The sequence below is a fragment of the Streptomyces sp. NPDC037421 genome, from assembly GCF_055602105.1.
Genome location: NZ_JBVJWV010000009.1, coordinates 236,265 through 260,938, shown reverse-complemented (window position 1 = coordinate 260,938; position 24,674 = coordinate 236,265). Strand labels below are relative to the sequence as shown.

Below are 24,674 nucleotides of genomic sequence, written 5' to 3'. Positions count from 1 at the left end.
GGCGGCGGCCGCCGCGACGAGGAGAAGGCCCGCGCCAAGGAGCGCGTGTTCTCCCTGCGCGACGAGTTCTCCCAGTGGGACCCGCGCCGCCAGCGCCCCGAGCTGTGGCAGCTCTACAACGGCCGCCACGCCCCCGGCGAGCACGTCCGCGTCTTCCCGCTCTCCAACTGGACCGAGCTGGACGTCTGGCAGTACATCGCCCGCGAGGACATCGAGCTCCCGGAGATCTACTTCGCCCACGAGCGGGACGTCTTCCAGCGGGGCGGCATGTGGCTCACCGCCGGCGAATGGGGCGGTCCCAAGGACACCGAGCCGGTGCAGAAGCGCCTGGTGCGCTACCGCACCGTCGGGGACATGTCCTGCACCGGTGCCGTCGACTCCGACGCCGCCGACCTCGATGCCGTGATCGCCGAGATCGCCGTGTCCCGCCTCACCGAGCGGGGCGCGACCCGCGCCGACGACAAGCTGTCCGAGGCCGCGATGGAAGACCGCAAGCGCGAAGGGTACTTCTAACCATGACGACCACCACCGAGCAGCTCAGCGCCACCACGCTGCTGCGCTTCGCGACCGCGGGTTCCGTCGACGACGGCAAGTCCACCCTGGTGGGCCGCCTGCTGCACGACTCGAAGTCGGTCCTGGAGGACCAGCTGGAGGCCGTGGAGCGGGTCTCCCAGGACCGCGGCCAGGACACCCCGGACCTCGCGCTCCTCACCGACGGCCTGCGGGCCGAGCGGGAGCAGGGCATCACCATCGACGTGGCCTACCGCTACTTCGCCACCGCCCGCCGCCGGTTCATCCTGGCCGACACCCCCGGGCACGTGCAGTACACCCGGAACATGGTCACCGGCGCCTCCACCGCCGACCTCGCCGTGGTCCTCGTCGACGCCCGCAACGGCGTCATCGAGCAGACCCGCCGCCACGCCGCCGTCGCCGCCCTCCTGCGCGTCCCCCACGTCGTCCTCGCCGTCAACAAGATGGACCTCGTCGACTACCAGGAGCCGGTCTTCGCGAAGATCGCCGAGGAGTTCAACGCGTACGCCTCGGAGCTGGGCGTTCCGGAGATCACCGCGATCCCGATCTCGGCCCTGGCCGGCGACAACGTCGTGGAGCCCTCCGCGAACATGGACTGGTACGGCGGCCCGACGGTGCTGGAGCACCTGGAGACCGTTCCGGTCAGCCACGACCTCACCGCCTGCCCGGCCCGCTTCCCGGTGCAGTACGTGATCCGTCCGCAGACCGCCGAGCACCCCGACTACCGCGGCTACGCGGGCCAGATCGCCTCCGGCGTCCTGCGCGTCGGCGAGGCCGTCACCGTCCTGCCGTCGGGCCGTACGTCCGTCATCGAGGGCATCGACGCCCTGGGTGAGTCCGTGGACATCGCCTGGTCCCCGCAGTCGGTGACCCTGCGCCTCAAGGACGACATCGACATCTCGCGCGGCGACCTGATCGCGCCGTCCGCGAGCGCCCCGGCCACCACGCAGGACGTCGTCGCCACCGTCTGCCACGTCGCGGACCAGCCGCTGGCCGTCGGCGCACGGGTGCTGATCAAGCACACGACGCGCACGGTCAAGGCGATCGTCAAGGAGATCCCCTCCCGGCTGACCCTGGACGACCTGTCCCAGCACCCGGACCCCGGGCAGCTGGTGGCCAACGACATCGGCCGCGTCGTCGTCCGCACGGCCGAGCCGCTCGCGCTCGACGCGTACGCCGACTCCCGCCGCACCGGGTCCTTCCTGCTCATCGACCCGGCCGACGGCACCACCCTGGCGGCGGGCATGGCGGGCGAGGCCTTCGCCTCCAAGGCCGAGACCGCGGAGGCGGACGAGGAAGGGTGGGACTTCTAGATCATGCTTGCCGACATCTACTCCACCTTCGCGAAGGAGGGCGGCCGCGTAGGCAGCGGCGCCCTCGGCAGCGGCCAGGGAGGAGTGGCGCGATGTGCGCGATGACGTACGCGCACCGCATGCGCGCCCTCACCCCCCACGAGCCGTACCTGCCCCCGCATCACAGACGAAGACCTGCGCCGTAATCCAAAGACGGCGCGTCGAGAGGAAGTCCTCCCGTGCCTGCCACCGGTAATACCCGCAAGACCCTGCGCCGCGGCGTTGTCGCCGCCGCCGCCCTGCCGCTGCTGATCGGCGCCCTCGCCTCCTGCGGCTACGGTTCCGAGGCCGAGAAGACCGCCGACAAGGACGTCAAGCCGGCCGCCGCCGACGCGGGCAAGAAGCTCTCCGCCTCCGAGGTCCGCATCGGGTACTTCCCGAACCTGACCCACGCGACCGCCCTGGTCGGCCTCCAGGAAGGCCTGATCGAGAAGGAACTGAACGGCACCAAGGTCAAGCCGCAGTCCTTCAACGCCGGCCCGTCCGAGATCGAAGCCCTCAACGGCGGCTCTCTCGACATCGGCTTCATCGGCCCCTCCCCCTCCATCAACGGCTACGTCAAGTCCAAGGGCTCCAACCTGCGGATCATCTCCGGATCCGCCTCCGGCGGCGTCAAGCTCGTCGTGAACCCGGACAAGATCAAGACCCTGGACGACCTCAAGGGCAAGAAGATCGCCACCCCGCAGAAGGGGAACACGCAGGACGTCGCGTTCCTCAACTGGATCTCCGAGAAGGGCTGGTCGGTCGACCCCGAGTCCGGCAAGGGCGACGTCTCCGTCGTCCGCACCGACAACAAGGTCACCCCCGACGCCTTCAAGCAGGGCTCGATCGACGGCGCCTGGGTGCCCGAGCCCACCGCCTCCAAGCTCGTCTCCGACGGCGGCTCCGTCCTCCTCGACGAGGGCAGCCTGTGGCCCGAGAACAAGTTCGTGATCACGAACATCATCGTGTCGCAGAAGTTCCTCAAGGAGCACGCGGACGTGGTCGAGGCAGTGCTGCGCGGCACGGTGAAGACCAACGAGTGGATCCACGCCAACCAGGACAAGGCGAAGGTCTCCGCGAACGCCAAGCTCCAGGCGGACACCGGCAAGGCGCTCGACCCCAAGGTCATCGACCCGGCGTGGCCGAGCATCGCGGTCACCGACGACCCGCTGGCCGCGACGCTGAAGAAGCAGTCCGACTGGGCGGTCAAGGCCAGGCTCATCGAGCAGCCCGACCTCACCGGCATCTACGACCTGACGCTCCTCAACAAGGTCCTCAAGGCCGCCGGCAAGCCCGCGGTCTCCGACGCCGGCCTCGGCGCCAAGTAACCCGTAGTCCAGCAACCCCAGGAGGTGACGACCATGGCCACCACTCTCGCCAAGGCTGCCGAGGGCGCGGTAGCGGAGCAGACGCACGCCGCCCGCATCGAGCACGTCTCGAAGTCCTTCTCCGGCCCGGCCGGATCGCAGCTCGTCCTGGACGACATCAGCCTCGATGTCGCTCCCGGAGAGTTCGTCACCCTTCTGGGGGCCTCGGGGTGTGGGAAGTCCACCCTGCTGAACCTGGTCGCGGGTCTGGACAAGCCGTCGGCGGGGTCCATCGAGACCCTCGGCCGTCCGGCCCTGATGTTCCAGGAGCACGCGCTCTTCCCGTGGCTCACCGCGGGCAAGAACATCGAGCTGGCCCTGCGGCTGCGCGGGGTCGCCAAGGCCGAGCGCATGCCCGAGGCCGAACGGCTGCTGGAGCTCGTCCGCCTCGGCGGCGCCCACGGCAAGCGCGTCCACGAACTCTCCGGCGGCATGCGCCAGCGCGTCGCCCTCGCCCGGGCCCTCGCCCAGGACAGCCGCCTCCTGCTGATGGACGAGCCCTTCGCGGCCCTCGACGCCATCACCCGCGACGTCCTGCACGGCGAACTCACCCGCATCTGGGAAGAGACCGGCCTGTCCGTCCTCTTCGTCACCCACAACGTGCGCGAGGCCGTCCGCCTCGCCCAGCGCGTCGTCCTCCTCTCCTCCCGCCCCGGCCGGGTCGCGAAGGAATGGACCGTGGACATCCCGCAGCCGCGCCGCATCGAGGACGCGGACGTCGCCGAGCTGTCCCTCGAGATCACTGAACACCTGCGTGGGGAGATCCGCCGCCATGGCCAGCACTGACACCACTCCGAAGGCCACGGCGAAGACCGACGACCTGGCCGGCCTGGAAGCCGGCCTGGACGCCCTCGACGCGGTCCAGACCCACCGCACCCCGGTGCGCGAGGTCCTCACCAAGAAGGTCCTGCCCCCGATCCTGGCCGTCGGCCTGGTGCTGGTGGTGTGGCAGGTCCTCGTCTCGGCGAAGGTCACCGACGAGACCAAGCTGCCCGCCCTGTCCGCGGTCTGGGACAGCCTGTCCGAGATGTGGCTGAAGGGCACGCTCCTCGAAGTCATCTGGACCTCGGTCTCCCGGGGCCTCCTCGGCTTCCTCCTCGCCCTGGCCATCGGCACCCCGCTGGGCCTGGTCGTCGCCCGGGTGAAGTTCGTCCGCGCCGCGATCGGCCCGATCCTCCAGGGCCTGCAGTCGCTGCCGTCGGTGGCGTGGGTGCCGCCGGCCGTGCTCTGGTTCGGCCTCAACGACGCCATGATGTACACGGTGATCCTGCTCGGCGCGGTGCCGTCGATCGCCAACGGCCTCGTCTCCGGCATCGACCAGGTCCCACCGCTGTTCCTGCGCGCCGGCCGCACCCTGGGCGCCACCGGCCTGCGCGGCGCCTGGCACGTCGTCATGCCGGCCGCCCTGCCCGGCTACGTCGCCGGGCTCAAGCAGGGCTGGGCCTTCTCCTGGCGCTCCCTGATGGCCGCCGAGATCATCGCCAGCTCCCCCGACCTGGGCCTCGGCCTCGGACAGCTCCTCGAAAACGGCCGCAACAACATCGACCTGCCGGGCGTGTTCCTCGCGATCATCCTGATCCTGGTCGTCGGCATCGCCATCGACCTGCTGATCTTCAGCCCCGTCGAGCGCTGGGTCCTGCGCAGCCGCGGCCTCCTGGTCAAGAACTGAGCACCCGATGTCCCGCGCACTTCTGGTCATAGCCCACGGCAGCCGCGACCCGCGGCACGCGGCGACCGTGCACGCCCTCGTCGGGCGGGCCCGGTCGCTGCGGCCGGGGCTCCGGGTGGAGACGGCCTTCCTGGACTTCAACGGCCCGACCGTCTCCCAGTCCCTGGCATCCCTGTACCTCTCGGGCGTACGCGAGGTCGTGGCCCTGCCGCTGCTCCTCACCAGGGCCTTCCACGCGAAGGCGGACATCCCCGCGGTACTGGCGGAGTCGGCCGTCCGCCTCCCCGACCTCTCGGTCCGGGTGGCGGACGTCCTGGGCCCCCACCCGCTCCTGGTGGCCTCCCTGGAACGCCGCCTCGCCGAGGCCGGCCTCGGCCTCACCCCGGCGGAGCGCGGGACGACCGGCGTCGTCCTCGCGTCCGCCGGCTCCACAGACCCGGAGGCGATCGCAGTGATCGCTGAAATCGCGCGGGAGTGGCGGCACACCGGTTGGTGCGCCGTGCGGCCTGCGTTCGCCTCCGCTGCCCTTCCCCGCACGGAGGACGCCGTACGCGCCCTGCGCGCGGAGGGAGTCAGCCGCGTGGCGGTGGCCCCGTACGTCATCGCCCCGGGCTTCCTCCCGGACCGCATCACGGCGGCCGCCGAGGCGGCGGGCGCGGACGTGATCGCGCCCGTCCTGGGCGCCACCCCGGAACTGGCCCGCCTCCTCCTCCACCGCTACGACACCGCGGCCTCGGCCCGCGCCCCGCGCGAGGCCCTGACGGCCTGAGGCGCCGTCCCCGTCGGCGGGGCGGCAGACCGGTCAGCCGCGGGCGGCGGCCTCGTCCGCCAGGGCGGTGAGGTCTGCGATGGACATCGCGCCCGGGGGGAGGCCTTCGCGGGCGAAGATGTTCGCCGCGTGGCGCAGTACGTCGTTGACCGGGGTGGGCACGCCGTGGAGGCGGCCCAGCAGGGAGATCTCGCCGTTGAGGTAGTCGGCCTCCACCGAGCCCGTGCCGCGGGCCAGGCTCTGCCAGGAGGAGCCGCCGCGCACGCCCGCCGGCTGGTCCACCTTGCCGTCGCGGGCCGCCGACTGTTCGGCGTCGGTCGCGTAGCCGATGCCCGCCGCGTCGAAGGCGGCCTTGCCCTCCCGGACGGCCCGCAGCAGCAGTGCCGCCTTGGCCGGGTCCGGCTCGGGGCCGGTGGTCGCCTGGATCGCGTTGCCCAGGTTGCCGAGCAGCTTCGCGTACTTCCACCGCATCACGTCCTCGACGACGGGTGCCTCGAAGCCCGCCCCGCCCAGGTCGGCGGCGATCGCCCGGATCCGCGCGTCCGATCCGCCGGCCGCCCGCCCGAGGTGCAGGATCCCGGTGAGCGGGGCGCACAGGGCCGAGACCACTCCCGGTTCCAGGAAGGTGGAGGGGAGCCAGACGCAGACCCCGTACACCCGCGAGAAGCGGCGGAGCGCGAGCCGTTCGCTCTCCACGCCGTTCTGCGCGCACAGCAGCGGCAGCCGCTGCGCGGCCGTGCCGCCGCCCGCGACCTCCGCGTCGCCCCACGCGTCCAGGGCGGCGATGGCGTCCTGCGTCTTCACCGTGAGCAGCAGTACGTCGTCCGGCCGCAGTTCGCCCAGCTCCGGAGGGCCGGTGACCACGGGGAGCCGGTGGACGCGGGCGCCGTCGGCGGTGGTGAGCCGCAGTCCGTCCGCCTTCAGCGCCTCGGCGTGCGCGCCGCGCGCGACGAGGACGACCTCCCGGCCCGTTTCGGCGAGGCGTCCGCCGATGGTCGCGCCGATCGCGCCGGCGCCGATGATGATGTAACGCATGCCCCGAGCCTGACACACCCGTGACGCCCGGATACGGTCGGGCCATGATGGACTCGTCGTTCCTGCTGGGCGGGGACCTGCCCGTACGCCGTCTCGGTTTCGGTACCGGCGGACTGGTCGGTGCAGGCTACTGGGGGCCGCGCGGCAGCCGCGCCGAGGCCCGTACGCTGCTGCGCGCGGCCGTGGAGCGGGGTGTGACGCTGATCGACACCGCCGACAACTACGGGCCCGGCCTGGCCGAGGAGTTGGTCGCCGAAGGCCTCCACCCGTACGGGGAGCGGCTGGTGGTCGCCACGAAGGGCGGGGTGGTGCGCACCGGGCCGGACGAGTGGCACGTGGCGGGCCGTCCGGAGCAGTTGCGGCGGATGTGCGAGGCGAGCCTGCGGCGGCTGCGGCTGGAGCGGATCGACCTGTACCAGCTGCACCGCTTCGACCCGGCGGTTCCGATGGCCGAACAGCTGGGCGCGCTCGTGGAGTTGCGGGCGGAGGGCAAGATCCGGCACATCGGCCTGGACACCGTGACGGCCGAACAGCTGCGTCTGGCGGTGGAGTCGGCCCCCGTCGCCGCGGTGCAGAACCCGTTCAGCCTGCTGGACCGCTCCTCCGCCGACGTGCTGGCGCTGTGCGAGGCGCGGGGGATCGCCTTCCTGCCGTACTACCCGCTGGGCAGCGGGGTCCTGACCCGCGGGGGTGCGGCCGCCGTCGCCGAGGTGGCCGCCGCGCACGGGGCGACCCCGGGGCAGGTGGCGCTGGCCTGGCTGCTGCACCGTTCCCCGGTCCTGTGCCCCACGCCGGGCACCGGTTCCCCCGCGCACCTGGCGGAGAACATGGGCGCCGCGTCGCTCTCCCTGTCCGGAGGGGACTTGGCGCTGCTCGACGCGGTGGGGGCCGGGTAGGGCCGCCGGCTCACCGGGTGGCGCCGCAGCGGGGGCGGGCCAGGCTGGAAGCGAAGTGATCGTTCCGGGCCGGGCGCCGGGGCGCAGCCCGCCGCCGGAGGCGGCCGACCCCACGGCGGCGATCCGCAGCGTCGAGGCTCCGCCGATGCTGCTGGTCGGCGTCCGCGGCGACCCGGCCACTCCGTACGCGTGGACGGAGCAGACCGCCCGTGTGCTCGGCGATGCCGTCGTCCTGGACCACAGGGGCGAGGGGCACACCGGTTTCGGCCGCTCCCGGTGCGTCAGCCGGTACGTGGAGCGTTACCTGCCGGAGGGCAGGCTGCCGCATTCGACGGCGGTGTGCCCGGCGGAGGGGATCGACGCCGAGGGCCACGAGACCGTCGAGCCGTCGGGGCACTGAGCCCGTCCCGTGCTCACGGGCGGGTCAGCTCCACGAGCTTGACGACGGTGTTCCAGTTGCGGGTGGTGACGTCCAGGCCCTTGACGACGGCGGGCCGGGCGAGGGCCTCGGCCAGTTTGGAGCGGCCGAGGCCGTCCGGGGCGTAGAGGTAGAGGACACGGTCCCCCAGCCGGTATTCCTCCGGGAGGTAGGCGGGGCCGTCGAGCGCGGCGAAGCGCTCCGGGCCGGGCTGCTCGGAGAAGAAGGTGGCGTGGAGTTGCCTGCCCTCCAGTTCGGCCGCCGGGAAGGGGCAGGCCGCGGCGACGGCCGCGAGGTGGTCCCCGTCGACGACGAGGCAGGGCACCCGGAAGCCGAAGTGGGCCTCGATGGCCGCCTCCAGGCCCCGGGCGAGGGCGGTGGGGTCGGTCTCCGCACTGCTGAAGACGGCGTTGCCGCTCTGCAGGTACGTCTGCACGTCGCCGTGGCCGAGGCCCTCCAGTACGGAGCGCAGCTCGGCCATCGGGACCTTCTTGTTCCCGCCGACGTTGATGCCGCGCAGGAGGGCGGCGTACTTCTTGGTCATGGCCGCACCCTAAGGGCGTGCCTACGACAGTGCGGCCTCGATGAGGTCGGCGGCCTGCCGCGTGCCGCCCTCGGAGGCCATGCCGGCGCGGATGGCCTCCGCGCGTACGGCGACCCCGGGGTCGGCGAGCAGGCCGAGGACGGCCTCGCGCAGGGTGGTGGCGTCCGCGTCCTCCGCGTCGACGCGCCGGGCGACGCCGAGGGCGGCCAGCATGTCGGCGTTGCCGAACTGGTCGACGGCCTGCGGCACGGCGACCATCGGGGTCGCGGTGGCCAGGCCCTCCTGGCTGCCGCCGGCGCCCGCGTGGGTGACGAAGGCGTCGGCCTGGCGCAGGATGTCCAGTTGGGGAACCCAGCGGTGGACCTCGACGTTGGCGGGGACCTCGCCCAGCTCGGCCTCGTCGGTGAACTTGCCGATCTGCAGGACCACGTGCCAGTCGGGGAGGTCGCCGAAGGCCTCGACGCAGGCGCGGTAGAAGGCGGGCTGCTTGGTGAAGGTGGAGCCGAGGGAGACCAGGAGCACCTTCTTCCCCTCGGCGGAGGCGGGCCGCTCCCAGGTGCCCTGGGTGGCGCTGCGGTCGCCCTGGCAGGCGCCGACGAAGGTGTAGACGGACTCGTCGACCCGGTCGGCGTGCGGCTGGAGGGCGCGCGGGATCAGGACGATGCTGCGCCGCGGGCGGCCGACGAAGCGGTCGGGGTCCTCGTCGATGCCGTTCTCGTCGAGCCAGGCGCGGAAGCGGGCGTAGTACGCCTGCCCGCGCTCGGAGGCGCGCAGTTCCGCCGTCATCGGGGCGGCGACCTCCTCCTCGTAGCCGGTCCAGGCGACCAGGTTCGGGGAGAGGGAGATCTCGGGAACGCCCCAGCGGCGGGCGAGGACGCTCGCCGGGTAGGCGGTGATGTCGTGGATGACGAGGTCCGGTTCGTCGCCCTCGAAGGCGTCGGCGAGCTGCGGGAGCGCCTGGACGGCGTCGTTCAGGAAGGGTTCGATGTTGTCGATGAGCTCGGTGCCCCAGGCCTCGGGCTCGTCCTCGGTGGGGAGGGTGGACTTCCAGATCACCGGAGTGGCGCCGGTCTCCGCGACCTTCTCGGCGAAGGAGGCGGGGATGGCGTAGCTGACGCGGTGACCCCTGGCGACGAGCTCCCGGATCACTTCGATGCTCGGGTTCACGTGCCCGGGTGCGGCGATGGAGAACATGGCGATGTGTGCGGGCTTGGCTGCTGAAGTCATGGCTCGACCATAGCGAGACGATACGTCTCGTGCAATTGGAAAGGGATCAAGCGGGCCACCCTGCCCGAAAACCAACGCGTTGGCCGGTTCACGCCCCCTCAGGGGCCTCCCGGGCCCGGAATGCGAGACTGGGCGGACTCACGGTGATCACGACGATCCGGCGAAGGACGAGACGAACGCATGGACGAGGCGCGGGCCAGGGACGTACTGGCGGAGGCGGGATTCGCGGGCACGGGGGCGGACCGCCCGGAGCTGCTCGCCTTCGGCGAGAACGCCGTCTTCGCGGTCGGCGCCCTGGTGGTCAAGGTGGGCCGCGAGGCGGGTCTGCTGGAACGGGCCGAGCGGGAACTCGCGGTGGCCGACTGGCTCGCCGAGTCCGGGATCCCGGCCGTCCGGGCGGCCGAACCGAAGCCCCGGCTGGTGGGCGGGCACCCGCTGACCGTCTGGCACCGGCTCCCCGAACCACTGCGGCCGGCCGGCCCCGAAGACCTCGCGGCGCTGCTGCGGCCGCTGCACGCGCTGCCCGCGCCCTCCTTCGCGCTTCCCGCCCGGGACCTGCTGGGCGGGGTCGAGCGGTGGCTCCGGCTGGCCGGCGGGGCCGTCGACCCCGAGGACGCGGCGTACCTGCGCGCCCGGCGCGACGCCTACGCCGGCGAGGTCTGCGCGCTCACCCCGCACCTGACCCCCGGCCCCGTCCACGGCGACGCCCTGCCGCGCAACGTGCACGTGGGCCCGGACGGGCCGGTCCTGGTGGACCTGGAGACCGTGTCGGCGGACCTGCGGGAACACGACCTGGTGGTGATGGCCCTGTCCCGCGACCGCTACGGGATGCCCGCCGCCGCCTACGAGGCCTTCGCGGCGGCGTACGGATGGGACGTGCGGGAGTGGGAGGGCTGCGCGGTCCTGCGCGGTGCCCGCGAGACGGCGAGCTGCGCGTGGGTCGCCCAGCACGCACCCGCCAACCCGAATGCCCTGGCCGAATTCCGCCGCCGCGTGACCTCCCTCCGCGAAGGCGACACGGAAGCCCGCTGGCACCCCTTCTAGGCCGAGGCGTACCGCCGCGGCACGGGCCGCACAGCCCGGACCGGCGGGCTCCGGACCGGTCGGCGGGAAGGTCAGGCCTGGGCCGGGACGCGCCCCCGCAGCGGCCACGCCGTGTCGATCACCGCGTCCGGGCTGCCCTGGCGGCGCAGGTAGGACTGGAAGTCACGGGCCCAGCGGGCGTGCCAGCCGCCCTGCCGGTCGTGCAGCTCCGCCGGGCTGAGCGCCGCGACCTGCGGGTGCCGGGCGGCTATCGCCCGGGCCACCTGGACCGCCGCCAGCGCGTCGGCCCCCGCGTCGTGCGCGGCGTCGAGGGTGACCCCGTACACACCGCACACCGCCTCCAGCGTCCGCTTGCCGCGCCGGAAGCGGTCCACGGCCCGGTCTATCGTCAGCGGGTCCACCACCGGCCCGGTCTCGGCACCGCCCAGCCGGTCGGCGAGCGAGGGCAGCCCGTACCGGGCCAGCTCGGCCGAGAGCAGCGTCAGGTCGAAGGCCGCGTTGTAGGCGACCACCACCGCACCGCCGCGCCAGTGCTCCACCAGCGCCGCCGCGACCTCCTCGGCGACCTCCCCCGCCGGGCGGCCCTCGGCGACGGCCCGCTCCGTGCTGATCCCGTGGATCGCCGCGGCCTCCCCCGGGATCGGTATCCCAGGATCCGCGAGCCAGCCGCGCCTCGCGCGCACCTCACCGCCCCGCACCTCGACCACCGCGGCCGTCACGATCCGGGACTCCCCCGGCTCCGTACCGGTCGTCTCCAGGTCGAACCCGACCAGCGCTCCCCCGTGCCACGCCTCCATGACGCGCCCCTCCCCCGTGTTTCCGGTCAACGCGTTTCAGCCTGCCACGAGCCACTGACACCCGGCCCGGGCACCCCCCGGCGCCGCCCCGGACCCGGCCTGGTAAGCCCGGGTTCACGACACCGGCCGCGAGTCCTCCCACACCGACTCGAACTCCTCCCGGTACGTCTGGAACAGCCCGTGGTCGGCGTCCTTCGGCACGCCCCGCCCGCCGCCGCGCAGCACCAGCACCGGCGCCTCCATGCCCCGGGCCCGCCGCAGGTACGACTGGACCACCGCGATGCCCGAGGACTGCCCCTCCACCAGGTAGGCGGTGAAGCGCGGGGTCTCGTCGAAGACGTGGATGTCGAAACGCGACGGGTCCCTCAGGCCCGCCCGCACCCTGCGCACGTGCAGGATGTTCATCTCCACGGACCGGCTCAGCTCGCCCTTGCGCAGCCCCAGCTCCCGCTCGCGCCGCTTGACCGCGCTGCTCGCCGGGTTCAGGAACAGCAGCCGCACCCGGCAGCCCGCCTCCGTGAGCCTGACGAGCCTTCGGCCCGAGAAGTTCTGCACCAGCAGGTTGAGACCTATGCCGATGGCGTCGAGCCGCCGCGCGCCCCCGAACAGGTCCTCCGCCGGAAGCTGCCGCTGGAGCCGCACCCGGTCCGGATGGACCGAGATGACGTCCGCGTACCGGTCCCCGACCAGGTCCTCGACGGCGTCGATCGGCAGCCGGTCCGCCGAGGGACTGCCCGAGCCCGCGCCCAGCACCTCCAGCAGCCGCGCCGAGGCGCGCTCCGCCTGCTCCAGCACCGCCCGCGACAGCGCCCTGTTGCGGGAGACCACGTTCCGGGTGACCTCCAGCTCGTCGAGCGCCAGCTCGATCTCGCGGCGGTCGTCGAAGTACGGCTCGAAGCACGGCCAGTGCTGGACCATCAGCTCCCGCAGCTGCGGCAGCGTCAGGAAGCTCAGCACGTTGTCGTCGGCCGGGTCGAGGAGGTAGCCCTTGCGCCGGCTGACCTCGCGCACGGCCACCGCGCGCTGCACCCACTCCTGCCCGGCGGGGCCTGCCGCGGCGACGACCCAGTCGTCCCCGCCGTGCACCGGCTCGTAGACGGGCCGCAGCACGGCGCCGACCACCGACCGCAGCCGCTGCTCGATGAGATTCAGCCAGATGTACGCGCGGCCCGCGCGCTGGGCCCGGGTGCGGACCTCGCTCCACGCGTCCGCGCCCCAGTCCAGCTCGGCGCCGGCCCGCGCGTCCCCGGCCGCCGGCGGGGCCAGTGACACCGCCGCCCCGGCCGCCGCCGCGCCCGGCACACCGCCGGACGCACCGGACGCACCGCCCGCGGCGTCCACCGGGCCACCCTCGTGACCGCTGTCACCAGGGGGCAGCTCCAGACCTCCCGAGCTCACCCGTGCACCGCCTTCTGCGTCTGGACGCCCGTCTCCAGTGATCACGGAAGGGTACTCCGCGCACGCGGTCCGACGCAGCCCGAAGCCGTCCCCTTTGACCTCAGGTCCCCTGGTCCGGCCGTCCGTTGACCCATTATGTGATGCCCGGACAGTCGGTTGACCCGCATATCAGCTCTCCGGTTCACCCATCGGCAGCATTCCAAGTCCACGCGTGCGGACCCTCTTTCGGGGAAGATCTGGCAGAGACGTGATCCGCGCCGGATCCAGCAGGATCGCGGGCCGGACCGAGCCGGACCAGGATGGGAAGAGTCGTTAGCCATGCAAGTCTGGCCGGGGCAGGCGTATCCGCTGGGCGCCACGTACGACGGCGCGGGCACCAACTTCGCGGTCTACTCCGAGGTCGCCCGGCGCATCGAGCTGTGCCTGCTGCACGACGACGGCTCGGAGACCGCCGTCGAGCTGCGCGAGACGGACGCCTTCGTGCGCCACGCCTACCTGCCCGGGATCATGCCCGGCCAGCGGTACGGGTTCCGCGTGCACGGCCCGTACGAGCCCGAGCGCGGGCAGCGCTGCAACGCGGCGAAGCTGCTGCTGGACCCGTACGCGCGGGCCATCAGCGGGAAGGTGACCTGGGGCGAGGAGGTCTACGGGTACCACTTCGGCCGGCCGGACTCCCGCAACGACCTGGACTCGGCCCCGCACACGATGAGTTCGGTCGTGGTGAACCCGTACTTCGACTGGGCCAACGACCGGCCGCCGCGCCACGAGTACCACCACACGGTGCTGTACGAGGCCCACGTGAAGGGCCTGACCATGCGCCACCCCGACCTCCCGGAGGAGCTGCGGGGCACCTACGGGGCGCTCGCGCACCCGGCGGTGATCGGGCACCTGGCGAAGCTCGGGGTGACGGCGCTGGAGCTGATGCCCGTGCACCAGTACGTCAACGACCACCGCCTGGTGAACGACGGGCTCAGCAACTACTGGGGCTACAACACCATCGGCTTCTTCGCCCCGCACAACGGCTACGCCTCCGGGGACCGGGGCCAGCAGGTGCTGGAGTTCAAGTCGGCGGTACGGGCGCTGCACGAGGCCGGGATCGAGGTGATCCTGGACGTGGTCTACAACCACACCGCCGAGGGCAACCACCTGGGCCCGACGCTGTCCTTCCGCGGCCTCGACAACGCCTCGTACTACCGGCTCGGGGACGATCCCCGGCACTACACGGACACCACGGGCACCGGGAACTCGCTGCTGATGCGCTCCCCGCACGTACTCCAGCTGATCATGGACTCGCTGCGGTACTGGGTGACCGAGATGCACGTGGACGGCTTCCGCTTCGACCTCGCGGCCACGCTGGCCCGGCAGTTCCACGAGGTGGACCGGCTGTCGTCGTTCTTCGACCTGGTGCAGCAGGACCCGGTGGTCAGCCAGGTGAAGCTGATCGCGGAGCCCTGGGACCTGGGCGAGGGCGGCTACCAGGTGGGGAACTTCCCGCCGCTGTGGACCGAGTGGAACGGCAAGTACCGCGACACCGTACGGGACCTGTGGCGCGGACAGCCGCGCACGCTCGCCGAGTTCGCGGGACGGCTGACGGGCTCCTCCGACCTCTACCAGGACGACGGACGGCGGCCGCTGGCCTCCATCAACTTCACCACCTGCCACGACGGCTTCACCCTGAACGACCTGGTCTCGTACAACGAGAAGCACAACGAGGCCAACCGGGAGGGCAACCGGGACGGCGAGACCCACAACCGGTCCTGGAACTGCGGCGTCGAGGGACCCACCGACGACCCGGAGGTCCGGGAGCTGCGCGCTCGGCAGATGCGCAACTTCACCGCCACCCTGATGCTGTCGCAGGGCGTGCCGATGCTCAGTCACGGCGACGAGTTCGGCCGCTCCCAGGAGGGCAACAACAACGCCTACTGCCAGGACAACGAGCTGTCCTGGGTGACCTGGCCCGAACCTGGCAAACCGCCGCCGGGCCTGCTGGAGTTCACCCGCCGCATGGTGTGGCTGCGCCGCGACCACCCGGTGTTCCGGCGGCGCAGGTTCTTCCACGGCCGGCCGGTGGAGGGCACGCACGACGAACTCTCCGACATCGCCTGGTTCACCCCGCACGGTGAGGAGATGCGGGCGCGGGACTGGCAGGCGCAGCACGCGCGGGCGCTGACCGTGTTCCTCAACGGGGAGGCGATCTCCGAGCCGGGTTCGCGCGGGGAGCGGATCACCGACGACTCGTTCCTGCTGATGTTCAACGCGGGTGCCGATCCGCAGGACTTCACCGTCCCGCCCGGGCACGGCGCGCACTGGCGGCTGGTCGTGGACACGGCGCGGGCGGAAGTGCTGCCACCCGGCACCGGGCCGCAGTACGCGGCCGGTGACCGGGTGGCCCTGACGGGACGGTGTCTGGTGGTGCTTCAGCGGCCGGCGTAGCCGGTGGCGGAGCCGGCCGCGGAGTCCTCGGGGGAGGTGGTGCGCTGGGCCGGGATGAAGGCCTCGGCCGGGGCGGCGGCCGGGGCCTGGGGCCGGGCGGACGGCACCCGGGTCACGAGGGCGATGGCCAGGCACAGCGCGGCCGCGCCCACCGCCACGGCGAAGGCCCCGGCGGGCCCGTACGATTCGGCGAGCCGCCCGGAGACGGCCAGCGCGGCGGCCTGCCCGGCCACCAGGGAGCTGGCGGCGAAGGCCATCGACTCGGCGAGCCGGGCGGGCTCGACGACGCGCTCGGTGAGCGCGAACGCGGTGATCAGGTGCGGGGCGTACGCGGCACCGAGGACGGTGACGACCAGGTACAGCGGCCACAGGGTCTCGGTGAACAGCAGCGGTACCGAGAGGAGCAGCGCGGCACCGGTGGCCACCCGCCAGCGCAGCCGCAGCCCGAAGCGGGCGGGCAGCGCACCGAGCGCCAGACCGACGGCGGCGCTGACGACTCCCATGGCGGCGTACACGATGCCGGCCTGTCCGGGGACGCCCAGCCGGTCGGTGAGCGCGGCGATCCCCGCCTGACAGGCGCCGAACATGGCGCCCTGGAGGGCGAGGGAGCCGCGTACGGCGTGCACCACGCGGGGCTGCCGGGCGGGCCGGGCGCCGTCGGCGCGCTCCGGCGCGGGGGTCCCGGCCGTGACGGCGGCGGTCGGGTGCAGGGCGTACGCGGTGCCGAAGACGGCCACGAGGGCGGCGGCGCCGCCGAGGGCGACGGCCGGGTGCGCGACGAGCGCGGCGAGGCCCACGAGGGCCGGGCCGAAGACGAAGGAGACCTCGTCGAGGGTGCCTTCGAGCGAGTGCACGGCGCCGACGGTCTTCTCGTCGGCCTTCGCGCGGTGCGCGAGCGCGACGGAGCGGGTGCGGGCGAGCGGCCCGATCAGCGGTACGGAGGCCCCGGTGACGGCGCCGATCGCGGCGAGCGGGGCGGTCGCGAGGCCGCCGAGGGCGCCGGCGACGAGCGCGGCGGTGGCGAGGGCGTTGACGGCCGCCGCGGCGAGGACGACGGGCCGCTGCCCGTGGCGGTCGGCGAGGCGGCCGAGGAGGGGCCCGAAGACCACCTGGCCCGCGGAGAGGGTGCCGCCGACGATTCCGGCGGTGGCGAGCGAGCCGCTGGTCTCGGCGACCAGCAGGACGCTCCCGAACTGGGACATCGCGACGGGCAGTCGGGCGAAGAAGGAGACGAGCGGGAGTAGGGGCCCGGTCAGGGCGATGACGTGACGATAGGTACTGACGGTTCCAACCACTTGATCGACACTAACGCGGCGCAGTCACCCGGATGCATTGGGTAATGGCACGGAATCGCGCGGGCTGGGTACGTACGTTCTCATGACCCTGGGGTATTCAATCAGCCAATCGGAATCCGACGTTCAGACGCCCGTCGTTCCGGCGTCGACCTACCGTCTCCAGCTGGGCCCGCGCTTCACGTTCGCGGCGGCCGGGGCAGCCGTACCGTACCTCGCCTCGCTCGGCGTGTCACACCTGCACCTCTCCCCGGTGCTGGAGGCGGTGCCGGGCTCGGAGCACGGGTACGACGTCACCGACCACGCGAGGGTACGGGCCGAACTGGGCGGCGAGCGGGGTCTGCGCGCGCTCGCGGCGGCCGGACGGGCCCACGGGCTGGGGCTGGTGCTCGACATCGTCCCGAACCACATGGCGGTACCGGTGCCGCTGCGGCTCAACCGGCCCCTGTGGGAGGTGCTGCGGGAGGGGCCGCACTCGCCGTACGCGCGGTGGTTCGACATCGACTGGGAGGGCGGCGGGGGGCAGGTCCTGCTGCCGGTGCTGGGCGGGGAGGGGGAGGCGGGCGAGGTGGTGGGCGGCGACGGGGACGGGGAGGCACTGCTCCGGTACGGGGCCGTGGAGTTGCCCCTGCGGACCGGGACGGCCGGACTGCCGATGCCGGAGCTGCTGGCCGCGCAGTGGTACCGGGCGGCGTGGTGGCGCGAGGCGCGGACGGCCCTCAACTACCGCCGCTTCTTCACGATCTCCGATCTGATCGGGGTGCGGGTGGAGGACCCCGCCGTGTTCGCCGCGAGCCACGCCAAGGTGCTGCAACTGGTTCGGGACGGGGTGGTGGCCGGCCTGCGGATCGACCACGTCGACGGGCTGGCGGACCCGGAGCAGTACCTGCGGCGGCTGCGGGCGGCGGCCGGGGGCGACTGCTGGGTGGTCGTCGAGAAGATCCTGGCCCGCCGGGAGCGGCTGCCGGCGTCCTGGCCGGTGGCCGGCACCACCGGGTACGACGCGCTGCACCGGATCGACGGTGTGTTCACCGACCCGGCGGGCGCGGGGCGACTGGCCCGCGCGTACGGGGAGTCCGGCGGCGGGCCCGCCTCGTGGGAGGAGACCGCCTCGGCCGCGGCGCGGGAGGTGCTGACCGTCGACCTGGCCGCCGAGCTGGCCCTGCTGGAGCGCTGGGCGGGAACGGAACTGGCGGGTGGGGTACGGGAGTTGCTCATCGCCTCGCCCGTGTACCGGACGTACCCGGGCGGGCCGGGTCCGTCGGCGGCGACCCTGGAGCGGGCCGCCGCGCGGGCGGGTGCTCAGGCGGTGGAGGGCGTACGGGCGCTGCTGCTGCGGGATCCCGCCTTCGCGGCGCGCTTCGCCCAGACCTCGGCGGCCCTGCGCGCCAAGTCCCTGGAGGACCGCGCCTTCTACCGGTGGGCGCCACTGCTGTCGGCCACCGAGGTGGGCGGGGAGCCCGGGGACCCGGCGGTGTCGGTCGCCGAGTTCCACGCGTACTGCGCGGAGCTGGAGCGGGACTGGCCCGCCTCGGGGACGGTGCTGTCCACTCACGACACGAAGCGCAGCGCGGACGTACGGGCCCGGATCGCGGTGCTGTCTCAGGCCCCGGAGGCGATGGGGGTGCCGGGCGGGCCGTCCGGGGCGGATCCCCGGCTGGCGTGGGCGGCCCGGCAGAGCGCGCTGGGGCTGGGCGGGGCGCCCGAGCGGGAACCCCGGCTGGCGGCGGCCCTGCTGAAGGCCGCGCGGGAGGCGGGGGTGCACACCTCCTGGACCGACCCCGACGAGGGGTACGAGGCGGGCATCGCGGCCCTGGTGCCCCGGGAGGCGGTGGAGCTGCCGCCGGAACTGGCGGAGGCGGCCCGGGCCAACGTGCTGGGGATGACCCTGCTGCACCTGGCGATGCCGGGGGTGCCGGAGGTGTACCAGGGTGCCGAGTACGAGTACAGGGCGCTGGTCGACCCCGACAACCGCCGCCCCGCCGAGTTCCCCCGGGAGGCGCTGGCCGCCCTGGACGCCGGCGCCGCCCCGCCGGACCTCGCGCGGGAGAAGCTCGCGCTGACGGCGGCCCTGCTGCGGCTGCGCCGCGACCGGCCCGCGCTGTTCACCGGCTACGCCCCCCTCTCGGCCCGGGGCCCGGCGGCCGGCCACTGCGTGGCCTTCGCCCGCCCGGCCGGCCTCGTCGCGGTGGCCACCCGCCTCTCCCACCGCCTGGCGGCGGCGGGCGGCTGGCGGGAGACCGCCCTGGAACTGCCCCCGGGGCGCTGGGGGCGCGTGGGGGGTCCGGGGGGTCCGGGAGGTCCGGCGTACGAGGGGCGGGTGCCGCTGGCGGAGCTGCTGGAGGGGCTGCCGGTGGCGGTGCTGGTGCGGGAGTAGGTGCGGCCCGCTACGCGCCCCGGCAGAGGGCGGTGTCCACGAGCGCTTCGACGTGCTTCGTGGTCGCTCCGTCGACCGGGTCGATGGTCACCGCGACATTGGCGGCGCGGCCGTCTTCGGTGACTCCCCCGCGGGTCTCGTATCCGGTGATGTCACCGCCGTGGCCCCAGGAGAGGCCGCCGCACGACAGCGTCCTGCTCATGAGGCCCAGGCCGTAGCCGGCGCCGCTGTCGCCGAGGGGGATCGTGGTGCGCATCTGGGCGAGTTGGGCGGGCTGGAGGAGGTCGCCGGCCAGGAGCGCGGTGAAGAAGCGGTTGAGGTCGGCGTTGGTGGAGATCATCTGGCCCGCCGCCCACGCCGCGGAGGGGTCGATCTCCGTGACGTCGTACACGGGTGCTCCCGGCGAGTCCTGGTGGTGGCCCTTGGGGTGGCGCTCCCGGATGGTCATGTCACCGGGGGCGGGGAAGTAGGTGTGGCGCAGTCCGGCGCGCCGGACGACCCGCTTGTCGATCTCCTCGGCGAGGGGGCGGCCGGTGATCTTCTGGACGATCAGGCCGGCCAGTACGTAGTTGGTGTTGCTGTAGGCCCAGCCGGTTCCGGGAGGGAAGCCGGCCTTGTGCCGGAAGGCGATGTCGAGGATGTCCCGGGGTTCGAGGTACCGGTGCCGGAGGATGTCGTCGGTGACGTCGGCCTCGTAGTCGGGCAGTCCGCTGGTGTGCTGGAGGAGCTGGCGGACGGTGATGCGGCTGCCGTCGATCCCTTCGCCCCGTACGAGGCCAGGAAGGTAGGTGTCGACCGGGGTGTCGAGGCCGATCCTTCCTTCGCCGACCAGTTGCAGTACGACGACGGCGGTGAAGGTCTTGGTGTTGCTGCCGATGCGTATCCGACCGTCCTCGGCGCCCGCGGTGTAGGTACGGGTGCGGCCGCCGCGGTCCGTGACGGTGGCCAGCGCGCCGGGGACGTGGTCGGTCCGTACCAGGGCGTTCAGGCCCTGCTGGACGGGGTCCGGGCGGGCGGTGGCCGTCGCGGACGGCGCCAGGAGGCCGATGGTGACGGCGGCGGCGGTCACCGCCTGTACGAGGGTCCTTCGCCGGGCTTGCTGGGGCATGGGGCAACTCCTGCGCAATGGTGCGGAGATCGGTGGGATCGGTGATATGCCCAGCATTTCCGTGTCCGGCCGCCGGGGCGATCCTGCTGCCCGGAAGGCGGGGGGTGGGGATATCCCCCGCCGACGGTGGGCCCGGCCTCCCCCGGGGAGGAGGTCGGGCCCGGGGTGGTCAGTGCCAGGTCTGGTAGGGGCTCTTCTGGGTGTGGGTGCCGCACGGGAAGGTGCGCAGGTGGTGCTGGGGGCTGTCGTCCAGGCACAGGCCGGTCGCCTGGTTCTTGAACTCGACGGCGCCGTCCGGGTAGCGGTGGACGATCCAGCTCTCGTCCTTGGCCTTGTCACACGGCTGCGCCGAGGCGGTGCCGCGCGGGTGGTCGGTGAGGCAGAGGCCGGTCTTGCGGTTCCTCAGCTCGCGGGTGCCGTCGGCCCACTGGTGGACGTTCCACTTCTGGTGGTCGTTGCCCAGGCAGGCGTACGTGCGGACACCGGCGTCGCTGTCGTCCAGACAGGCCGAGGTCGCGGCGTTGCGGAAGGTCTGGACGCTGTCGAGCGCGCCCGCCTCGGCGGTGGCGGCCGACGCCAGGGCGGTGGCGAGCAGGATGCCCGCCAGGACGGTCGTACGGATGCCCCTGCCCATGCCCATGCCCATGCCCATGCTCGTGCTCGTGCTCGTGCTCGTGCTCGTGCTCATGTCGTTCGCTCCTGGGTCAGCCGGTGATGTTGACGGGTCGGTAGGCGTGGTAGCCGTCACGGCCGTTCACGCCGTAGGAGTGCTGCTTCCAGCGCGTGCCGACGCCGCCCGCCTGCTCGTAGGACTTGTAGGCGGTGTGCGCGCTGTCGGCCCAGCCGTCGAAGATGACGACGTGGCGGAAGTCGGGGCTGTTGCTGTTGGCCTTGATCACCAGGTCTCCGGGGGCGAGGTCCTTCATCGCGATGCGGCGGGTGAAGCCGTCGTTCTTGAGGGAGACGGTGTTGGGGCCGGGCTTGCGCAGGCCGAGCGCCATGGAGGCGTAGCCGGAGCAGTCCTGCCGGTAGCCGTCCTTCCAGTACTTGTTCTGGAAGTAGGGCACCGGACGGCCGTTGTTCGCGGTCAGCCAGGTCTTGGCCCGGGCGAGCACCTCCGCCCGGCTGATGCGGGGAGCCGCCTCGGCGGAGGCGGCCGCGGGGGCCGGTGCGGCGGTGGCCGCGGCGGGGGCCGGTGGCGCGGTCAGCGCGAGGGAGCCCAGGGAGAGGATGGTGGTCAACGCGGCCGTGGCCACGCGGCGGGTGAGGTTCACGGACATGCCCGTTCTCCGATTTCTGGCAGCGGAATGCAGGGGAAATGCGCCTGTCCGGCGCTGATGGGGATCGCCGCTCACTCGACTGGGAGCCGGCTGCTGCAGAGTCTGCGGGGGTCCGGCGGGGCCTCGCAACGGTGTCCCGTTTGCTTCGGCCGAGTCGGGATCCCTAACCTTCTGACCTGCTGGGACATGACCATCCCGGGACAGGGGCGAGCATGGCGGACGTCGACGGGCGCAGCCCGGGGCAGCAACTGGGTGGTGCGCTGAGGGCTCTGCAGCAGCGGTCCGGCCGTACGCTGCGCTCCCTGGAGTCCGAGGTGATGATCAGCGACTCCTCGCTCTCCCGCTACCTGCGCGGCAGCACCGTCCCGCCGTGGAACACCGTCCGGGACCTGTGCCGGGCCCTGGGCGCCGATCCCGCGGAGTACCGGGCCCTGTGGGAGGCGGCCGACCGCAGCCAGCCCGCGCCCCCGGCGCCGCCGCCCCCGGTCTCCCCGTGGTGGCGGGGCCGCTGGACGTGGCCGGCCGGCGCCGCCCTGGCCGGGCTGCTCCTGGGCGCCGCACTGTGCCGGCTCCTCCTGGTGCCGCCCGCGCAGGCCCCCGCGGAGCCGCGGTCCGGGGCCGGGGCCGGGGCCGGGGCCGCGTCGCACGACGTGGTCCGGATCTTCGTCAACCGCTCCACGGGCAGCTGCCTGGACCACAGCCTCGACCAGGGCCTGCGCGCCTTCCCTCCGAACGGCATGAGCTACCAGCGCTGGACCTTCCACCCCCTCCCGGACGGCACCGGCACGCTCAGGAACCACGCCACCGGCGCCTGCCTGGAGGGCGACGAAACGGGACTCGCCGCCCGCTCGTGCGGCAAGTCCGACTCCCAGAAGTGGACCGTCACCGCGTGGCCCGACGCGTCGGTGGAGGTCAAGAGCGCCGACACCGGCCAGTGCCTGGACGACGGCCCCGCCGGCCTGCACGCCCGGCCCTGCGACCGGTCGGACCGCCAGAAGTGGGGCTGACTTCCGCCTTGTCCGCGCCCGTCCGGCAGCCGGGTCCCGGCGCTGGACCTGGTCGCGGTCCGGCACAGGGACCGCCGCGCCGATTCCCGGTTGGTGCAGATCGGCTGGGAGGTGGCCGAGTGCCGTGACGGGGACAGGACCGTCCTCATCGGGTGCGCGCCGGCTTCCATGAAGATCCTGCGGGCCGTTCTCGTGGGGGCGGCCGCCGGCTGAGGCCTGTCCGGAAACCGATCGCGCTCGGGCGGGTTTCGTTAGGTTCGTCGCATGCCTTCTACACTTCTCATCGGTTACGAACCCCAGGCGATCCCCGGTATCGACGGATCGGCACTTCAGGCAGCGCTCGACGCGGAGATGGCCCGGTTCGGGGAACACGGCATCGACGCGGCCATGGAGCTGATCGTCCACGACGAGGCGGTCGAGTCCACCCTCATCGCCGCGCTGACCAGGAAGCCGTGGGACGTCGTGATCGTCGGCGGCGGGATCCGCAAGTCCGAGCACCTGCTCCCGCTGTTCGAGCTCATCGTGAACCTGATCCCCCGCCACGCACCGCAGGCCGCCATCGCGTTCAACTCCGAGGTGGGGGAACTGCTGGAGGCAGCTCAGCGGCGGCTGTGAGCCACCCTGCGGGCCTCTCTGTGATCCACGCTGGGATCAGCCGAGTCGGCCGTCGAGGGCGGTGACGTGCTCCGGCCGGGCCAGGACGGACACCGCCGCTTCCTGACCGCGCTGGAGCACGGCGGCGTCTCGGCGCAGCCGGCGAAGGCGCGCGCGCATCCGCAGCCGCGTCCGCCACGGGTGCCACAGCGCCCCGAGCAGGTGCTGGACCGTGGCCTGCCGGTACTCCTCACACTGCGCCACGAGTTCTTCGAGCGGCTCACCCAGGACACCGCCGAGGCGGAGGTCGACCACCCTGACCACCTCGCACTGCAGGGCCCGTTCCTCGCCGCCTCCGGCGAAGTCCAGGACCCTGCGGGGTATACCGGCCGACAGCGCGGCCACCACGAGATCCGCGAGCGCTTCCCGCTGGGCGTGCTCGGCGTCACTGCCGTCCTCCAGGACCGCCGTGACGCCGAGGCGCGCCGTGACGAGCGACCGTGCCCGGCTTACCCGCCGGGACGGCACGATGTCGCACACCCCGTCACGCACCGCCGCGACGCGGAGGAGCTGCTGCATGACCGCTGCACGCAGCTGTCGGCGTTCCTGGTTCCGGGACAGGTAGTTGGTGACCGCGCCGCCGACGACACCGCCGGCCGTGGTGTACGCCAGGTCCATCCATCCGGGCATGGCAACCGCCTCACTGTGCCGGGAGCAGTACATCCGTTCGCACCGGAACGGTCCGAGCGTAGGCGGGGCGTTGGCGGCGGGGAAGAGCGGGAGGGCGGGGTGGGCGGGGTCTCACCGCTCACGGCCGCTTGCTGCGGGGCGGGGGGATGGGGCGGTGTCCTGGCGGGACGGCCTCACAGCCGGTTTGGGGGCTTCCCGGCAGTCCCATCGTCCTTCCGTGTCGGGCCGGTCCCTCAAGGGCGCTCCCTTCGGTCGCGTCGCTACGCGATGGCCTTCGGCCACCCTTGACCGACCGTCCCGCCCCGGAAAGCCGAAAGACTGCCGGGAAACCCCCAAAAGAACGGCACGGTCCAGAGGAGAAGGGACGGGTCTCTCAGCGACGAGGCGAGGGACCGGGCTCCGCCCCGCCGGGCATCCGGGCCCCACGTCCCCGATTCCGGGCCAGGGGCGCGACCACCCGCACCACATGCCGACCAGATGCCCCTGCGGGCCACCCAGGCGCAGCAGATCGCTACGCGCTCCTCCCGTCTCAGCGTCCGGCGACCGTCCGGGGCCGATACCCGCACCAGATGTCGATCAGAGCGCTGTGGGAAGCCGACGGGCGCGACGGATCGCTACGCGCTCCTCCCGTCTCGGCGGCCGGCGGCCGTCTTGGGCTGGCCATAGGCCACACAGAAGACCCAAGCACCCCTTTTGCCCCCTTCTGGGGGCTGGGGTGGGGTCGGAAGGTCCGCTGTCGGGGGGGGGGGGGGGGGGAGAAAACCCCCCCCCCCCCCAAGACAAAACAAAAACCCCTCGAAAAAAGAGTCCGTCCCCCACAAACGTTTTCCTCCTCCCTCCTTTCCTCCCCCCGCCCCCCACGGC

22 protein-coding genes and 1 pseudogene are annotated in these 24,674 nt (G+C 73.0%); 13 read left to right on the top strand and 10 right to left on the bottom strand.

All coding sequences use genetic code 11. From position 1 onward, the window contains the following. The 6 genes from cysD to ACZ7IF_RS16665 all read left to right on the top strand — a co-directional run. Positions 1–513: sulfate adenylyltransferase subunit CysD (gene cysD, locus ACZ7IF_RS16690; RefSeq protein WP_470971469.1), on the top strand; the 513-nt coding region annotated here is incomplete at its 5' end. 2 nt (positions 514–515) lie between these two features. After that, complete coding sequence (locus ACZ7IF_RS16685) at positions 516–1,844, top strand: sulfate adenylyltransferase subunit 1 (RefSeq protein ID WP_470971463.1); 1,329 nt, start codon at positions 516–518, stop codon at positions 1,842–1,844. Positions 1,845–2,062: 218 nt separating this feature from the next. Beyond that, on the top strand, positions 2,063–3,193 hold the full coding sequence (locus ACZ7IF_RS16680; RefSeq protein ID WP_470971458.1) for an ABC transporter substrate-binding protein: 1,131 nt from the start codon (positions 2,063–2,065) through the stop codon (positions 3,191–3,193). A 33-nt stretch (positions 3,194–3,226) separates the two neighbouring features. Further along, positions 3,227–4,018 carry an ABC transporter ATP-binding protein gene (locus ACZ7IF_RS16675; protein WP_470971451.1) on the top strand — a complete coding sequence of 264 codons (792 nt, stop codon included), beginning with the start codon at positions 3,227–3,229 and terminating at the stop codon, positions 4,016–4,018. Continuing rightward, positions 4,005–4,901 (top strand): ABC transporter permease, encoded by an 897-nt coding sequence (locus ACZ7IF_RS16670; protein WP_470971444.1) that lies wholly within the window; start codon positions 4,005–4,007, stop codon positions 4,899–4,901. The genes ACZ7IF_RS16675 and ACZ7IF_RS16670 overlap by 14 nt, the downstream gene beginning before the upstream one ends. 7 nt (positions 4,902–4,908) lie before the next feature. Next, on the top strand, positions 4,909–5,670 hold the full coding sequence (locus ACZ7IF_RS16665) for a sirohydrochlorin chelatase (protein ID WP_470971440.1): 762 nt from the start codon (positions 4,909–4,911) through the stop codon (positions 5,668–5,670). Between the two features lie 33 nt (positions 5,671–5,703). Here the strand turns inward: ACZ7IF_RS16665 and ACZ7IF_RS16660 are convergent, their stop codons facing one another. Continuing rightward, positions 5,704–6,705: a ketopantoate reductase family protein gene (locus tag ACZ7IF_RS16660; protein ID WP_470971436.1), complete on the bottom strand. Its 1,002-nt coding sequence runs from the start codon at positions 6,703–6,705 to the stop codon at positions 5,704–5,706. Between the two features lie 44 nt (positions 6,706–6,749). On the opposite strand from ACZ7IF_RS16660, the gene ACZ7IF_RS16655 reads away from it, so the two are divergent. Together ACZ7IF_RS16655 and ACZ7IF_RS16650 are read left to right on the top strand one after the other, a co-directional pair. Continuing rightward, a complete protein-coding gene (locus tag ACZ7IF_RS16655; RefSeq protein WP_470971430.1) occupies positions 6,750–7,601 on the top strand; it encodes an aldo/keto reductase in 852 nt (283 codons plus the stop codon). A 55-nt stretch (positions 7,602–7,656) separates the two neighbouring features. Then, positions 7,657–8,001 (top strand): alpha/beta hydrolase, encoded by a 345-nt coding sequence (locus ACZ7IF_RS16650; RefSeq protein WP_470971427.1) that lies wholly within the window; start codon positions 7,657–7,659, stop codon positions 7,999–8,001. A 13-nt stretch (positions 8,002–8,014) separates the two neighbouring features. Here ACZ7IF_RS16650 and ACZ7IF_RS16645 read toward each other — a convergent pair whose 3' ends face one another. After that, positions 8,015–8,563 (bottom strand): DUF1697 domain-containing protein, encoded by a 549-nt coding sequence (locus ACZ7IF_RS16645; protein ID WP_470971423.1) that lies wholly within the window; start codon positions 8,561–8,563, stop codon positions 8,015–8,017. Positions 8,564–8,584: 21 nt separating this feature from the next. Further along, positions 8,585–9,840 (bottom strand): annotated as a pseudogene (gene mgt / locus ACZ7IF_RS16640) (macrolide-inactivating glycosyltransferase). 130 nt (positions 9,841–9,970) lie between these two features. Here mgt and ACZ7IF_RS16635 point away from each other — a divergent pair. Then, the gene (locus ACZ7IF_RS16635) at positions 9,971–10,834 is read left to right on the top strand and encodes a phosphotransferase (RefSeq protein WP_470971418.1); all 864 of its coding nucleotides are present in this window, start codon (positions 9,971–9,973) and stop codon (positions 10,832–10,834) included. 71 nt (positions 10,835–10,905) lie between these two features. On the opposite strand, the gene ACZ7IF_RS16630 is transcribed toward ACZ7IF_RS16635, so the two are convergent. Next, complete coding sequence (locus tag ACZ7IF_RS16630) at positions 10,906–11,631, bottom strand: exonuclease domain-containing protein (RefSeq protein ID WP_470971411.1); 726 nt, start codon at positions 11,629–11,631, stop codon at positions 10,906–10,908. 114 nt (positions 11,632–11,745) lie between these two features. Then, entirely contained in the window at positions 11,746–13,029 is a 1,284-nt protein-coding gene (locus ACZ7IF_RS16625) for an SAV2148 family HEPN domain-containing protein (protein WP_470971406.1), read from the bottom strand. A gap of 318 nt (positions 13,030–13,347) precedes the next feature. On the opposite strand from ACZ7IF_RS16625, the gene glgX reads away from it, so the two are divergent. Further along, a complete protein-coding gene (glgX, locus tag ACZ7IF_RS16620; protein ID WP_470971400.1) occupies positions 13,348–15,462 on the top strand; it encodes a glycogen debranching protein GlgX in 2,115 nt (704 codons plus the stop codon). Here glgX and ACZ7IF_RS16615 read toward each other — a convergent pair. Continuing rightward, positions 15,447–16,757 (bottom strand): MFS transporter, encoded by a 1,311-nt coding sequence (locus ACZ7IF_RS16615; protein ID WP_470971397.1) that lies wholly within the window; start codon positions 16,755–16,757, stop codon positions 15,447–15,449. The genes glgX and ACZ7IF_RS16615 overlap by 16 nt on opposite strands. Before the next feature lie 82 nt (positions 16,758–16,839). Between ACZ7IF_RS16615 and treY the strand changes: the two genes are divergently transcribed. Next, positions 16,840–19,131 (top strand): malto-oligosyltrehalose synthase, encoded by a 2,292-nt coding sequence (gene treY / locus ACZ7IF_RS16610; protein ID WP_470971394.1) that lies wholly within the window; start codon positions 16,840–16,842, stop codon positions 19,129–19,131. 10 nt (positions 19,132–19,141) lie between these two features. On the opposite strand, the gene ACZ7IF_RS16605 is transcribed toward treY, so the two are convergent. The 3 genes from ACZ7IF_RS16605 to ACZ7IF_RS16595 all read right to left on the bottom strand — a co-directional run bounded on the left by ACZ7IF_RS16605 (position 19,142) and on the right by ACZ7IF_RS16595 (position 21,519). Next, positions 19,142–20,239, bottom strand: coding sequence for a serine hydrolase domain-containing protein (locus ACZ7IF_RS16605; RefSeq protein ID WP_470971387.1), 1,098 nt, complete (start codon positions 20,237–20,239; stop codon positions 19,142–19,144). A gap of 169 nt (positions 20,240–20,408) precedes the next feature. Next, complete coding sequence (locus tag ACZ7IF_RS16600; RefSeq protein ID WP_470971383.1) at positions 20,409–20,927, bottom strand: RICIN domain-containing protein; 519 nt, start codon at positions 20,925–20,927, stop codon at positions 20,409–20,411. A gap of 16 nt (positions 20,928–20,943) precedes the next feature. Further along, on the bottom strand, positions 20,944–21,519 hold the full coding sequence (locus tag ACZ7IF_RS16595) for a hypothetical protein (protein WP_470971377.1): 576 nt from the start codon (positions 21,517–21,519) through the stop codon (positions 20,944–20,946). A gap of 212 nt (positions 21,520–21,731) precedes the next feature. On the opposite strand from ACZ7IF_RS16595, the gene ACZ7IF_RS16590 reads away from it, so the two are divergent. Then, positions 21,732–22,526 carry an RICIN domain-containing protein gene (locus tag ACZ7IF_RS16590; protein ID WP_470971374.1) on the top strand — a complete coding sequence of 265 codons (795 nt, stop codon included), beginning with the start codon at positions 21,732–21,734 and terminating at the stop codon, positions 22,524–22,526. A 264-nt stretch (positions 22,527–22,790) separates the two neighbouring features. Next, positions 22,791–23,141: a hypothetical protein gene (locus tag ACZ7IF_RS16585; RefSeq protein ID WP_470971371.1), complete on the top strand. Its 351-nt coding sequence runs from the start codon at positions 22,791–22,793 to the stop codon at positions 23,139–23,141. Between the two features lie 36 nt (positions 23,142–23,177). Here ACZ7IF_RS16585 and ACZ7IF_RS16580 read toward each other — a convergent pair whose 3' ends face one another. Then, entirely contained in the window at positions 23,178–23,810 is a 633-nt protein-coding gene (locus ACZ7IF_RS16580; RefSeq protein WP_470971366.1) for a hypothetical protein, read from the bottom strand. Between the last annotated feature and the right edge of the window lie 864 nt (positions 23,811–24,674).

What these genes read in the sequence shown, in the direction of transcription:
- ACZ7IF_RS16665 (WP_470971440.1), top strand. Translation starts at nt 4,909, where the DNA reads ATGTCCCGCGCACTTCTGGTCATAGCCCACGGCAGCCGCGACCCGCGG.
- ACZ7IF_RS16600 (WP_470971383.1), bottom strand. Translation starts at nt 20,927, where the DNA reads ATGAGCACGAGCACGAGCACGAGCACGAGCACGAGCATGGGCATGGGC.
- ACZ7IF_RS16630 (WP_470971411.1), bottom strand. Translation starts at nt 11,631, where the DNA reads ATGGAGGCGTGGCACGGGGGAGCGCTGGTCGGGTTCGACCTGGAGACG.
- ACZ7IF_RS16655 (WP_470971430.1), top strand. Translation starts at nt 6,750, where the DNA reads ATGATGGACTCGTCGTTCCTGCTGGGCGGGGACCTGCCCGTACGCCGT.
- ACZ7IF_RS16685 (WP_470971463.1), top strand. Translation starts at nt 516, where the DNA reads ATGACGACCACCACCGAGCAGCTCAGCGCCACCACGCTGCTGCGCTTC.
- glgX (WP_470971400.1), top strand. Translation starts at nt 13,348, where the DNA reads ATGCAAGTCTGGCCGGGGCAGGCGTATCCGCTGGGCGCCACGTACGAC.
- ACZ7IF_RS16675 (WP_470971451.1), top strand. Translation starts at nt 3,227, where the DNA reads ATGGCCACCACTCTCGCCAAGGCTGCCGAGGGCGCGGTAGCGGAGCAG.
- ACZ7IF_RS16580 (WP_470971366.1), bottom strand. Translation starts at nt 23,810, where the DNA reads ATGCCCGGATGGATGGACCTGGCGTACACCACGGCCGGCGGTGTCGTC.
- ACZ7IF_RS16585 (WP_470971371.1), top strand. Translation starts at nt 22,791, where the DNA reads ATGCCTTCTACACTTCTCATCGGTTACGAACCCCAGGCGATCCCCGGT.
- ACZ7IF_RS16670 (WP_470971444.1), top strand. Translation starts at nt 4,005, where the DNA reads ATGGCCAGCACTGACACCACTCCGAAGGCCACGGCGAAGACCGACGAC.
- ACZ7IF_RS16660 (WP_470971436.1), bottom strand. Translation starts at nt 6,705, where the DNA reads ATGCGTTACATCATCATCGGCGCCGGCGCGATCGGCGCGACCATCGGC.
- ACZ7IF_RS16605 (WP_470971387.1), bottom strand. Translation starts at nt 20,239, where the DNA reads ATGCCCCAGCAAGCCCGGCGAAGGACCCTCGTACAGGCGGTGACCGCC.
- ACZ7IF_RS16595 (WP_470971377.1), bottom strand. Translation starts at nt 21,519, where the DNA reads ATGTCCGTGAACCTCACCCGCCGCGTGGCCACGGCCGCGTTGACCACC.
- ACZ7IF_RS16645 (WP_470971423.1), bottom strand. Translation starts at nt 8,563, where the DNA reads ATGACCAAGAAGTACGCCGCCCTCCTGCGCGGCATCAACGTCGGCGGG.
- ACZ7IF_RS16635 (WP_470971418.1), top strand. Translation starts at nt 9,971, where the DNA reads ATGGACGAGGCGCGGGCCAGGGACGTACTGGCGGAGGCGGGATTCGCG.
- treY (WP_470971394.1), top strand. Translation starts at nt 16,840, where the DNA reads ATGACCCTGGGGTATTCAATCAGCCAATCGGAATCCGACGTTCAGACG.
- ACZ7IF_RS16590 (WP_470971374.1), top strand. Translation starts at nt 21,732, where the DNA reads ATGGCGGACGTCGACGGGCGCAGCCCGGGGCAGCAACTGGGTGGTGCG.